Origin of the sequence: Wolbachia endosymbiont (group A) of Pherbina coryleti (assembly GCF_964026875.1) — a bacterium.
GTDB classification, from domain to species: Bacteria; Pseudomonadota; Alphaproteobacteria; order Rickettsiales; family Anaplasmataceae; genus Wolbachia; species Wolbachia pipientis.
Map to the genome: position 1 here is coordinate 1,472,203 of NZ_OZ034706.1, position 12,231 is coordinate 1,484,433.

Below are 12,231 nucleotides of genomic sequence, written 5' to 3' on the forward strand. Positions count from 1 at the left end.
AGCCTTTCTTATAATAGTCCGAATGCGATAAGATATGTGTTTATGGCTATAGCAGGCCAGTAGCATATTACGGTCTGTTCGGATTATTGTAAAAAGAGCTATAAATCTCCTGTTAGCTGCTCATATGTTATTCCTGTACCTATTGCTATTGCCCTCAGTTGCTGTCTCATGAATGCTTCATAACTTCCTCCAACATCTGATGGCTCTGAAAATTTTATGTCCTCTCCTGGGTCTAAAAGCTGCATTGTTCCAGGTTCCAGGCCAGATAGTGCTACTCCTTGCTCACTTGCTTCACCTTCTCCCATGATATTTGCTTCTGGATCGAGTCTCGTAATAAATCCAGCAAACATTGCTGCAGTTTTCTTTCTCACCAGCTCTGCATCATCATATTGATCAAGCTCATAAAGCTTCAGCAGTATATTAGAAAGCCAAGGCTCCCCTCTGATTTGCCCAGGTCTTAATGGTCTATAAATATGTAAAACATCATTTGCTGGCACTCTCACTGATTCACCAAACGAGCCTTCACCAGGGTGTTCTTTAAATAGGTAATATGCTTCTCTTTGCCCAAGCTTGTTAAACTCAATCCCGTTTCTTATTACATTACCATTTCCTAAAGTTTGATTTGTTTTATTATCTAAATGTTCAGACTCAAGTACTTGCAGTTGTAATGGCACAGAAAATCTATCTTCCAGCTTTCTCGTTCTTAAACGTACAAAACATTCTCCTCCCTCTATCATACTTCTGCATACTAGAGCTTGTAATCCATAAAAATCACTTATTCCACAGCTATCTGCTTCATCTGTCCATTTTAGCCATAATTCTTGGACTTTCTTTCGAAATTCTCCATCTCTTGCTTTTGATTGTGGTTTTATTCCTGTTCCAATAGAGTTACTTACTATTGTATCAATGATATTTGCTGCATATGGATTTTTTCTTACCATATCCCGAGAGCGGCTACGTAAGTGCCCAAGGCTCTGAGAAAGTAAATTATTTATGCTTCCTGTTTCTCCTTGCCAATACATCACTCTTCTTCCTGAGCCTGACGCATCCCATGCAGAACTTTTGATTTTTGGCTTACTAAATAGTTGTTTGAAATTTTTCAGCATCATACTAACCAAAATTCTCTTAATTCTTTCAAAGTTCCGTTAAATTTATTTCTGTCACATTTTCCGATTCCTTCTACTTCATGTGGCTCTGGATTTGTTTTACCGTCAGTATATTGCCATAAAATCCAATCATTCCAGCCTTTTGGTAATGTGAGCTCTTTTCTCCAGCTTGCTATCCATAATGGACATTTTGTCAAAGTTGGCGTGGCAAAATCCTTAAGAAAATAGCTACTGCCATAAATTAGGGGTAATCTTCCTGTTACTTCTTCAACTCTCTTTACAAATTCCTCAGCTTGCTTAACTGCAATATTTTTGCCACTTTTGTTTTCTTCAATATCCAGCGCAAGTATGGTATTTTTGCTTTCGCCTACCGTTTTTAGAAAATGATCAGCTTGATTCTTGCCGTTTCCTTCTGTGCCAAAATGATATGCTCCCCAGAGTAATCCTTCTTCTTCAGCTTTCTTTCTTCTCTTCGCATACTTTGAATCCACATATTTTAGCCCTTGTGTTGCCTTGTGAATTACTCCAACTATACCATTCTCTTTGTCTAGCTTAAAATTCACATTTTCTTGCCAATGTGACAAATCTATTATTCCATTTACTGGACTCTCTCTATTCTCCCATAGTTTTATAAAAGTTTTTAATTGCTCTAAAAATTCAGAATATTCCTCTTTTACAACTTTTCTCAGAAAATTTTCCCTCATATAACTCCTTTATTTGTTGCAAAAATAATCTTTCGTTTAGGCTTCATTTCAGGAATCTTTAGTTCACCTTTGATGCGTTGTCTGAGGCTGAGCAAATCATTTATCTGAACTTCAGCATATCTCACCACATGGTCACCATATGCAATTGATACCACTCTTTCGCCACTCTGAAGCTTCTTTATTGCTTGTTCAACTTGAATTAGATAATCTTCGTTATACATTTACTACTCGCTGATCCATTTGCTTTTCACTATTTTCTTTGATTTTTTACTTTCTGGTTTTTCACTTAAACTATTCCATTTACTCTCTGGCCATCTATCTATTCCCAGTGCTATCGATGCTGCTCTTGCATAAATCCTACAGTCTAATACTTCATTTCTTTCTCTTACCTTTTGCCACTCTTGTTTGGTATAACCTTTTACTACTTTGCTGACTAATTGCTCTGCCGTTAGCTGCTTAAAATATTCAGGTGCATACTCGGGAAAATGACAGTATCCTGCTGGAGTTTCTTCACCGTCCTTTAAAACATTAAGTAATTGAAAAAGTTCTGACTTTAAAATCGATACTCCCACTGGCCAGAGCTTTATTCCTCTTTTTAGCTTTTGACCACCAACTGTTATATCTACTCTACTTGGGCTGCTAAGTGGTACTAGAGCTTTATTTACACCTTTCACTGCCATTACTCTTCCAGAGCCTTGATGACCTCTTACCCAATTGTATACTTCTTGTGTCGCATACCCAGCATCAACCGCCATCATACTTATCATGTATTCAAGACCATTTTCACCGATAAAATGATGATTTAAGAGCTCAGAGAGTTTTCCCCATACTTCTCCTCTTCCAGTATCACCTTCAAATACTCGGTATTCTATTGACCAACTTTCGCGGCTTTTTCCCCATGCTACAACTTCTACTTCTAAACGATCTTTTTGGACATCTACTCCTGCAGTAAGCACCACTTCTCTCCTAGGTACTGTGCCTACGGGAAAAAATTCTCTCCTGTTAAATAATTGCTTCCAATCTGGTACTTCTCCTTTGTCTACCCAGGTTTCTCCAAGCGTAGTATTTATCCATACTTTTAGTAATTGTTCACTTTCTTTTGCATGAAGAAAATCTTCTACTGCTTGAGTCCAGCTATACCAGCCTACTGGACTATAAAGACTTGAAAGATGAAATCCTTTTTTCTCACCTTTTACTCTATTAGTAGGTCTCCATTCTCCACGCTCAAGCATCTCTGTCTTTTGATGATTTTCTATTTTGCCGCTACATTCAGTGCAGACATAATGTGCTGTTCTTGAGTCGTTGTTTTCCCATTTAATTTGTGACCATTTTAGAACTTGATAGTAATTACAATACGGACATGGTACAAAAAAGTACTGCTTATCTGTTGCTTCAAATTCTTTCTCAATTCTGCTTATTCCATGAATCGTTGGTGTTGATACTAAAAAAATCTTTCGCCGTGCAAATGTATTAGTTCGAGCAATACTGAGCAGCACTGGATCTCCTTCACCACCTGAATCTCCTGGATAGGCGTCTATTTCATCAAGAAAGAGATATTTTACTGGCATAGACCTCAGTCCTACACTGCTGTTTGCTCCAGTTATTACTACTATTCCACCTGGAAATTCCTTACTTTGTACAGTATTGCCTGAGTCTCTTGACCTTGGGTCTTTTACTTTACTCTTTAAACATGGCGTACTCTCTATTAACGGCGCAAATCTTCCTTTTGACCAACGTTTTCCCATTTCAACTGTTGGCTGCACAACTAACATTGGACCAGGAGTCTGATCTATAATATAGCCTATCCAATTGTTACCAGCTTCTGTTCCTCCAATCTGCGCTCCTTTCATGAATACTACTTTTTCTGCTGGTGAGGACGGAGAAAGTGAATCCATGATTTCTTTTAAATAAGGAGTTCTTTCTGTTCTCCATTTACCTGGCTCTGATGCTGCAGTTGGCGCTAAAACTCGATACTCATTTGCCCACTCTGATACTTTAAGCTCTGGATCTGGTTTTAAACCTTCAGAAAAAGATGTGGCGTATATCATTGTCTGCATCTACTCATAATTGGTTCTATCTCAACATCATTAACAGTAGAACTACACTCTTCCAATTCCATAAACATCTTTTTCTGAAATTCCTTTTCTATATATCTTTTGCTCATCTCACTTATCATTAGTGCTATAATAAGCGCAAATATCCCTGTTGTTGTTGCAAAAATGATTGCACTGCTTATTGTTGTTGCTGTTAAACCTATATATGCTGCCATTGCTACTGCGCTAACTGTAATACAGATGCAGATAATATTATTATGTTTTTTCATCCTTTTATCTGCTATTTCTCTCTGTGCTATATATTTATTATGAAGGGTTGGAAAATTAATAACGGTATCTCTGCAGAGCAATGCACCATTTTTTTCAGTAAATAAAACTTTAAGTAACTCTAAATTGTTTGATTTAATTGCTAAATGTAAAACAGGTGTATAATTTGCTCCTTTTTTCAGCAATAACTTTACTACATGTAAATGCCCTTTTTCCGCAGCAAGGTAAACTGGTGATAAACCTTTATTATTTGAAATATCAATATCGATTTCTTCTTTTAAGATAGACTCTACAAGCTCAATTTCTCCTCTTTGTGCAGCTAAATGTAGTAGACTATTCTTTTCAGAACCGTATTTATTACTCATCAAAGCCTTCTTTATCTCAGGTTTAGCGTAATCAAATGGTGTCTTACCATTATCATCCCTGATTAAAGGATCTATATCCTCTCGAGTTAGTAAAACCTCTATTGTTTTAAGTCTTTCAGCGTAATGTAGTGGCGTTTTATTTTCGTAGTCTTGCAAATTTACTTGAGCATTAGGCTCCTTTATTAAGCATTTGAGAATATCAAGACACAAATCTCTTTCATCGTAATTAGTATTACTTACAGCTATATGAACAGGCGACAATTTCATTGAGTTTTGTCCCATGCGTGCGCTATTTACATCTGCTCCAAGCTTTAGCAGTAACTTTACTATTTCCAACTTTTTGTTATTAACTGCATAGTGCATTGGTGTCTGATTTCGTGCATCAAAGACATCTATTTCAGCATTTCCTTCTTCCACTAAAATTTTGACAATATTCTCATGTCCTATTCCTGATGCTAGATGTAATGGTGTATGATGCAGAGCATTTCGTACATTAACGTCAATACCTTTTCTGATCAAATATCTAACTGCATTAACTTCACCTATCATTGCAGCTAAATGAAGTAAGCTATCTTGTTCTGATCCGTATTTGTGATTGATTAATGCTTGTAATATTTCTGCTTTTTTACCTTCTTTGGCATAATCTAAGGAGGTTTTGCCTTCATTGTCCTCAACAAAAGGATTAATGTTCTTCTTCGTGAGTAATAAATCCACCATGCTTAACTCGTCAAACTCTATAGCGCAATGTAGTGGTGTCTTTCCATTTAATCCTCTGACATTAACATCTAATCCAGGTTGATTGATGAGACATTTTATTAACTCCAAACTTAAGTTATCAGCCATTTTATATTCAAAATCTTTTTTATATTTGAAATTTAGTATTAGATAATTCTTGTAATGAGTTTGTAATCTCTTCGGTTAGCGTCTTATGAATCTTTTCAGTGTCGCTAAGTGATGCAAGCAGTGCTGAAACTCTATTTGGAATATTAAGCAAATTATTACGGACAACTCTTGCTACATTAAATGCATCGCGCTTTACTTCCTCTACTGCTACAAGTTCACCAATCCCAGCCTTAGCTTTCGCCTCAAGAAGTTTACCTCGCTCCATTTCATTTTTTATTCGCGTTTTAAGCAACATCGTGGAAAGTTTTTCTCCGCTTTCTGAATAGTTTTTTCTTCTCAGTGGTTGACTTGGATCTCTGATTGTTTCTATAGCCCTGTTTGCTTGTTCTCGGTCAATGAGTCCATCCTCCAACTCAACTATTCCTTTTTTTACTAAATAACAGACATATTGCTTTGATACTCCTATCTCTCTTGCCCATTCTGTTTGTGTGATTTTTTCCACTCTTTTCCTCCTCTCTTTTCGCTCCTTTTTACGAATTTTCTTCTTGAATTTCCGCAAAAGTTTTACCAGTACTGGCTAAAAGGGCATCTCTTCCGGTATATATTTGCCAACGTTTTATAGTTACATCTACAAATTTTGAATCTAGCTCTATTGTCCTACAAATTCTTCCTGTTCTCTCACATGCAATCAGTGTACTTCCAGAACCGCTAAATGGATCAAGTACTATGTCTCCTGATCTGCTGCTGTTTACTATTGCTCTCTCCATTAGCTCTACTGGCTTCATCGTTGGATGTAGTGTATTGTGCGTTGGCTTATCATAAAACCATAGATCACTTTGATTTCTACCCCCATGCCACTCACGTTTATTGCCGCTTTTCCATCCATAGAGCATTGCTTCGTATTGTCTTTGATAATCTGATCTTCCTAGCGTAAAGTGATTCTTTGCCCAAATGATAAATGTTGACCATTTCCCTCCCGCTTCCTCAAATACTTTTTGTAACGTTGAAAACTCTGATGATGATATGCAGATGTAAATTGCACCTTTCGTATATGCTAAAATATGGGAACAGATGTCGTAGAGAAAAAGTTCGTACTTTTCACCTTGATTATCGTTTAATATTTTTTTCTCTTCTCTTTCCTGACTGCTACCGTAATCAACGTTATATGGAGGATCACATACGGTAATATCTGCCATTTTATTATCTAATACCGCTTTATATGATTCAACTAAAGAGCTATCACCACAATAGATTCGATGATCACCTAAAATCCATAGATCAGCTGGTTTTGTTATTTCTACTTTTTTGTCATCAACAACTAAGTCAGAAAGATCTTCTTCTTCACCATCTAAATCATCAAGAAACCGTTGAACTTTTTCTAATTCAAATCCAGTCATTTTAAGATCAAACTGTAAATCTTCTAGCTCCTGAATTTCCACTTTTAAAAGCTCATCGTCCCACTTTGCCCAATTAGCTGATTGATTGGCCAGTAATCGAAAAGCTTTGGTTTGTGGTTCATTTAAATTATCACTTAAAACCACTGGAATACTCTCCATACCAAGCTTTCTTGCTGCTTTAAGTCTTAAATGACCATCAACCACAGTTCCATCGCTTTTTGCAACTATTGGTATACGAAAGCCAAATTCCCGAATAGAAGCACACATTCTGTTGACCACATCGTCATTTTTACGTGGGTTACGCTCATATTCAACTAGGTTTCGAGTAGGATAGTAGTGGATTGCTAAATTCATATCTTAATAATTAAAAAGTTAATATTCAAAATATATCTGACGCTAGAGAAGGCCTGGGGTCTGACCCACCAAACCCGCCATTATGGCCGAAAGGACCCACTTTTTATGGATTTTTCATCTTATTAATATCTTTACTGAAATCCATAACATAGAACATTAATGCTAAAGCATCAGATTCATTATCATCTTTAGGCAAAACCCCTTTTTCCTTTACAGCTTCAATAACTTCACTCTTACTTGCATTGCCTTTGCCTGTTATAAAGCGTTTTATAGTTTTAACATTAACACCTTTGTACGGCACATGATGTTCTTCACACCAAGCAGACAGAACTGCGAGAAAACCGCCATAGCAATGCGCTGCATCAGTTCCTAGATGTCTTCTTACTTCCTCAAAATACACTGCAGAAATGTCCTTCAAAGAATTAAGCCAATTACGAAAATTCAAGAAGCACATGCCACCTCCGCTAAAGCGGCTACCATGAAAGCTTTTGCTTCCACTTTCAATTACTCCATCTGTCAGAATTGCCCAGCCGGTTTGCTTGCCGAGATCTAGCGTTAAGATTGACGTACAAAAACTCCTTTGTGTAATTAAAGTTCAATGCCCTGTATAATATATATGTACGATGACTCGCAAATTCGTCCGCAATTTTGAAAAAAAATTAAAAAAAATTTCATATCCTGCCATTTGAGTTTTTTTCATCTTTACTTATCTTAATAACTATTTTACATAACTTATATTACGCCAATATTTATATTATTATATTATCATATATTATATTTTACCTGTATTTAAATATATATATAATATATATAAGACTTCAGTAATCCGTAAACCCTCTTTACTGGCCGATTTTAGCCACTTAACTTTAGAAACGGCTTTTAGGAATAGAACATAAAAAAGACAATATTATCAATAACTTAACGATCACTGCTTTCTGAAATACTAATTAGTAACTCAGAAATTAGGTATGAAATTGGTAGTTTTTTACCTATGAAAAAGTAGCTTCAGTAGTGTATCAAAACGTTTAAATCTTATTTTAATTTTTAAAGATTTTATTCTTTTAGATAAAAAAATTATTACTACTTTTTTATAATAAATTAGTCATACAAAGTCTTGGTAAAAATCTCTATTCATGAAACTTTTGGAGTTTTTATGAAGAATTCTTATCAAGGAATCGATTCTACAATTGTTAAACATGTGAGATTTCAAGCTTCGCGCCTTAAATCCAAAAGCTGTTTTATTAACGAAAGTCTCGAAGATATAGAGCAAGAGCTTTTTTGTCAGGTTTGGCAATATCTTAACCAGCACGATGAGAAAAGAAGTAGTTTTAGTACTTTCGTTGCTAGATTAGCTAATTATTGTGCTCGCAATATGTTACGCAATCAGTTATGTCTAAAACGTAATATAACTTTTGATGATATAAACGACGATATTCCAGATCATAGGAACTCGGAAATCGAAGCGATAATTCGCACTGACATAAATAATATAATTTCAACTTTGTCTGAAAAAGATAGTAATTTATGTCAATTACTTAAGGTATTTACTATTACTGAAGTTTCTGTAATAACCAAAATACCAAAGACAACTATCTATCGCACACTAGAACGAATACGCAATAAATTCTCAGTTTTAGAGAAGTTATAAGCTCTCGATTATATTTGCTCAAAATTTTTTTTTTGCAAATTGCGGACGAATTGCCTAGGTCATCGTACATATATATTTAGGTACTGGGAGAAAAATGAAAATAATGAACAGCAATGAACGGCTAAAAGTTCAAACAGGTATAAAAATGGTCATCTTTGGTCCTTATGGTATAGGTAAAACTAGTCTCTTAAAGACCATAAATGAACCAACACTTTGTCTTGATTTTGAGGCAGGTTTACTTGCTGTTCAAGATTGGCAAGGGGATTCTGTAAGTATTCGTACTTGGAATGAGGCAAGAGATATTGCATGTCTCATAGGTGGTCCTAATCCTGCGTTAAAATCTGACTCAGCATATAGCCAAAGACACTATGAGCATGTATCCAGTAAATACAAAGAGCTTTCTTCAGAGTTTCTCAAGTATCGATGTATTTTTATCGATAGTATTACAGTAGCCTCGCGTTTATGTCTATTATGGGCAAAAATGCAACCTGAAGCTTTTTCTGAGAGATCAGGAAAACAGGATATGAGAGCTGCCTATGGGTTACTTGCTCAAGAGATGATGGCTTGGCTCAATCAGTTTCAACATATTCCAAATAAAGACATCATTACAGTTGGAACTCTTGGACAATACCTCGATGATTTCAATCGCTCAACTTGGCTACCTCAATGTGAAGGAGCTAAAACTGCAAGTGAAATTCCTGGCATTGTTGATGAAGTAATTAGCATGGTTGGAATCAAGAAAGATGATGGTACAGAAATTCGTTCATTTGTCTGTCAGACGATTAATTCTTGGGGATATCCTGCTAAAGATCGAAGTGGTTGCCTTAATATGGTTGAAGAACCGCATCTAGGAAAACTTCTTACAAAAATTAAAACTAAAGCTTTTGCAATTCAACCTGTCACGCCCAACATATAGGAGGTTATTATATGCTACAAAACTTTTTAACTATTGGTCAAAAAATTCCTTTTTTCAGTGTGAAAGAATACTTGGACGATCGATCGCCAATACCAGAGGATATAATCTCACCAAGAATTCTAACTAAAAGAGGTTTGTTAGTATTTGGTGGCCCTCCTAAGATTGGCAAAAGCGACTTTTTGATCTCTTGGCTTGTTTACATGGCTGCTGGTAGATCATTTCTCGGTATGACACCAAATAGACCTTTGAAAATCTTCTACATGCAAACTGAAATTGAATATGAATATATGAAAGAACGTTTGCAACAACTTGATAATGAACTTTTGAATGTAGCTGCTAACAACTTAATCATTACGCCAAAAGTGCACTTATCATTTAATCATGATGAAATAAGTGAAATTAAGGAGATTGTAAATGAACGCTTTAAACCTGATGTTTTGGCCATAGATCCATTACGTAACATCTTTAGCAGTGAATATGGAAATGAAAATGACAATAGTGCTATGCTGTTTTTTCTGCAAAAGACTCTTGAAAAGCTACGCAGTGCTGTCAATCCAGATGCTTGTATTGTACTTACTCATCATACAAAAAAATTATCAAAAAAGATGCTCGAAGAAGATCCATTTCAAGGCCTAAGTGGTGCTGGATCTTTACGTGGATTTTACAGTACTGGTATGGTGATGTTTGCTCATGATGAAGAAAGTAGTGTACGCCAGATAGTATTTGAGCTTCGTAATGGTGAACGCGTGCAAAATAAACTTGTCGATAAGATAAATGGTCATTGGCAGCTAATGGAATAGCTAATTTTCACTTTAAAGTCAACTTATAGGAGAGCGTATGCTACAAGATTTTTTAACTGATTTTAATAACGCAAAACTGCAAAGCAGTTTAATACCAAAAGGTACAATAGTCAAGGTAAAAATGGCAATAAAGCCTGGAGGTTATGAAAATTGGTTCACTAAAAACTACACTACTGGCAGTATCTATTTAAATGTAGAATTTACCGTCACTGAAGGCCCATATGCAAAACGCAAGATTTTTCAGATTATAGGTATCAAAAATGGCAAAGCAGAAGGTGAAGAAGACATCTGGGGAGAATCTGGACGTTCTATGCTGCGTAGTATTTTGGAATCATCCAGAAATATTCATGCAAATGACACTTCAGAGAAAGCAGTTACTGCTAGAAGAATAAACTCTATAGCTGATTTCAACGATTTAGAGTTTACAGCGAAAGTAGGCGTTGAAACTAATAATACATACGGAGATAGAAATAGGATTACTACAGTTATTACTCCAGAATTACAAAAAAGTTTTCAAGATGATTGGTTGCCATTTTGAAGTATGACGAAGGAAAGTTGTGGGCTGCTGTTATTACTAGAGCTATTCAGGATGCAGCAGGAAAAAACCCTAAACTTAAAAAAGAGGCTTGCCAATGGATTCGCTCACGATCTTTTGAAACTGTTTGTGAGCTGGCTAATCTTGACTTTAAACGTCTAAAAAATATGTTGAACAAATTTGGAATAAACAAGGAGAATTTTATGGATTTTTCATCTAAAAATGCTTTAAAAATAAAATCATTATTAATTAATAATATCAAAGATTGTTTATCTTATTTGTTACCTGAAGGCAAATCTTACCAAAATAAATTCTATATTGGCAGTAGAAATGGAAATAAGATAATAGTTGAAATGGAAGGAGAAAATGCAGGAAATTGGTACAACCTGATCGAAGAAAAGAAAGGAAATATAATAGACCTTTGGACTTTAGTTAAAGGTAATATAGATTCTGCTGAAACATGGTTGAACAGTAAAGATGAAAGAAGTTCCATATTACAAGAAAAACAAAACGAAGGAAAAGCATTTTCTGTAAACCATTACTTAAATGACAAATCACCAATGCCACAAGATATAATAGGCCCAAGAATTTTGACACCAGGTGGTCTTTTGGTCATAGGTGGTACTCCAAAGATTGGCAAAAGTCATTTTCTTCTTTCTCTATTAGTACATCTGGCAGCAGGAAGATCATTTCTTGGCATGAAGCCTACAAGACCGCTAAAAATATTCTATCTACAAAACGAAATGGAATATGATTACATTAGAGAACGTATACAACAACTCAACAAACTTCCTCATTTAGCAACAGAAAACTTAATTGTGACGAACAAGATGAATTTGACCTTAAATGAAGAAGGTATAGAAAAAATAAAAAATATGGTAGAGGAAAAGTTTGATTTAGTTGTGATTGATTCTCCTTATAATTCCGTTAACTATGGTCTGCAGCATGCAATAGAAAAACTACGTTCCAAGATTAATCCTATGGCTGGAATAATCATCACAAATCACACCAAAAAAGTACCTACCTCTATATTGGAAAAGAATCCATTTCAAGCTCTCGTTGGTGCTAACGCTTTAAGAAGTTTTTATACATCTGGAATAGTAATATTTCAACCCAATAAACGTACAAATATCTTGCAAGTAGTATATGAACTTAGAAACGGTAGATCTATACCAACAAAATTCATCAATAAGATTAATGGATGTTGGAAAACTGCTAACGTTATAGCTAGAACATAAAAAT

At 35.4% G+C, this 12,231-nt stretch carries 12 protein-coding genes and 1 pseudogene; 5 read left to right on the forward strand and 8 right to left on the reverse strand.

Annotated features, from left to right (window positions below):
• Positions 1-101: 101 nt before the first annotated feature.
• From AAGD87_RS07395 to AAGD87_RS07430, 8 genes and pseudogenes are all read right to left on the reverse strand, one after another.
• Positions 102-1,109: pseudogene (locus AAGD87_RS07395) on the reverse strand (phage portal protein); the annotation flags it as partial.
• Positions 1,106-1,810: a glycoside hydrolase family 25 protein gene (locus AAGD87_RS07400; protein WP_264686595.1), complete on the reverse strand. Its 705-nt coding sequence runs from the start codon at positions 1,808-1,810 to the stop codon at positions 1,106-1,108. The gene AAGD87_RS07400 and the pseudogene AAGD87_RS07395, both read right to left, overlap by 4 nt.
• Entirely contained in the window at positions 1,807-2,031 is a 225-nt protein-coding gene (locus AAGD87_RS07405) for a gpW family head-tail joining protein (RefSeq protein ID WP_341817588.1), read from the reverse strand. The genes AAGD87_RS07400 and AAGD87_RS07405 overlap by 4 nt, the downstream gene beginning before the upstream one ends.
• 3 nt (positions 2,032-2,034) lie before the next feature.
• Positions 2,035-3,858 (reverse strand): phage terminase large subunit family protein, encoded by a 1,824-nt coding sequence (locus tag AAGD87_RS07410; protein ID WP_341817589.1) that lies wholly within the window; start codon positions 3,856-3,858, stop codon positions 2,035-2,037.
• Entirely contained in the window at positions 3,855-5,339 is a 1,485-nt protein-coding gene (locus tag AAGD87_RS07415) for an ankyrin repeat domain-containing protein (protein ID WP_341817590.1), read from the reverse strand. The genes AAGD87_RS07410 and AAGD87_RS07415 overlap by 4 nt, the downstream gene beginning before the upstream one ends.
• A gap of 19 nt (positions 5,340-5,358) precedes the next feature.
• Complete coding sequence (locus AAGD87_RS07420) at positions 5,359-5,841, reverse strand: hypothetical protein (protein ID WP_341817591.1); 483 nt, start codon at positions 5,839-5,841, stop codon at positions 5,359-5,361.
• 28 nt (positions 5,842-5,869) lie between these two features.
• Positions 5,870-7,090 carry a DNA modification methylase gene (locus AAGD87_RS07425; RefSeq protein ID WP_341817592.1) on the reverse strand — a complete coding sequence of 407 codons (1,221 nt, stop codon included), beginning with the start codon at positions 7,088-7,090 and terminating at the stop codon, positions 5,870-5,872.
• Positions 7,091-7,193: 103 nt separating this feature from the next.
• Entirely contained in the window at positions 7,194-7,652 is a 459-nt protein-coding gene (locus AAGD87_RS07430) for a Holliday junction resolvase (RefSeq protein WP_341817806.1), read from the reverse strand.
• 591 nt (positions 7,653-8,243) lie between these two features.
• Here AAGD87_RS07430 and AAGD87_RS07435 point away from each other — a divergent pair.
• The 5 genes from AAGD87_RS07435 (at position 8,244) to AAGD87_RS07455 (ending at position 12,227) form a co-directional block, all read left to right on the forward strand.
• A complete protein-coding gene (locus AAGD87_RS07435) occupies positions 8,244-8,738 on the forward strand; it encodes a sigma-70 family RNA polymerase sigma factor (protein ID WP_010962699.1) in 495 nt (164 codons plus the stop codon).
• A 94-nt stretch (positions 8,739-8,832) separates the two neighbouring features.
• The gene (locus tag AAGD87_RS07440; protein ID WP_341817593.1) at positions 8,833-9,654 is read left to right on the forward strand and encodes an ATP-binding protein; all 822 of its coding nucleotides are present in this window, start codon (positions 8,833-8,835) and stop codon (positions 9,652-9,654) included.
• Between the two features lie 11 nt (positions 9,655-9,665).
• Positions 9,666-10,454 carry an AAA family ATPase gene (locus tag AAGD87_RS07445; protein ID WP_226079816.1) on the forward strand — a complete coding sequence of 263 codons (789 nt, stop codon included), beginning with the start codon at positions 9,666-9,668 and terminating at the stop codon, positions 10,452-10,454.
• A 37-nt stretch (positions 10,455-10,491) separates the two neighbouring features.
• Positions 10,492-10,992, forward strand: a complete 501-nt coding sequence (locus AAGD87_RS07450) for a hypothetical protein (RefSeq protein ID WP_019236461.1) — start codon at positions 10,492-10,494, stop codon at positions 10,990-10,992.
• Entirely contained in the window at positions 10,977-12,227 is a 1,251-nt protein-coding gene (locus AAGD87_RS07455; RefSeq protein WP_264735618.1) for an AAA family ATPase, read from the forward strand. The genes AAGD87_RS07450 and AAGD87_RS07455 overlap by 16 nt, the downstream gene beginning before the upstream one ends.
• The last annotated feature ends 4 nt before the right edge of the window (positions 12,228-12,231 follow it).

What these genes read in the sequence shown, in the direction of transcription:
- AAGD87_RS07400 (WP_264686595.1), bottom strand. Translation starts at nt 1,810, where the DNA reads ATGAGGGAAAATTTTCTGAGAAAAGTTGTAAAAGAGGAATATTCTGAA.
- AAGD87_RS07405 (WP_341817588.1), bottom strand. Translation starts at nt 2,031, where the DNA reads ATGTATAACGAAGATTATCTAATTCAAGTTGAACAAGCAATAAAGAAG.
- AAGD87_RS07410 (WP_341817589.1), bottom strand. Translation starts at nt 3,858, where the DNA reads ATGATATACGCCACATCTTTTTCTGAAGGTTTAAAACCAGATCCAGAG.
- AAGD87_RS07415 (WP_341817590.1), bottom strand. Translation starts at nt 5,339, where the DNA reads ATGGCTGATAACTTAAGTTTGGAGTTAATAAAATGTCTCATCAATCAA.
- AAGD87_RS07425 (WP_341817592.1), bottom strand. Translation starts at nt 7,090, where the DNA reads ATGAATTTAGCAATCCACTACTATCCTACTCGAAACCTAGTTGAATAT.
- AAGD87_RS07435 (WP_010962699.1), top strand. Translation starts at nt 8,244, where the DNA reads ATGAAGAATTCTTATCAAGGAATCGATTCTACAATTGTTAAACATGTG.
- AAGD87_RS07440 (WP_341817593.1), top strand. Translation starts at nt 8,833, where the DNA reads ATGAAAATAATGAACAGCAATGAACGGCTAAAAGTTCAAACAGGTATA.
- AAGD87_RS07445 (WP_226079816.1), top strand. Translation starts at nt 9,666, where the DNA reads ATGCTACAAAACTTTTTAACTATTGGTCAAAAAATTCCTTTTTTCAGT.
- AAGD87_RS07450 (WP_019236461.1), top strand. Translation starts at nt 10,492, where the DNA reads ATGCTACAAGATTTTTTAACTGATTTTAATAACGCAAAACTGCAAAGC.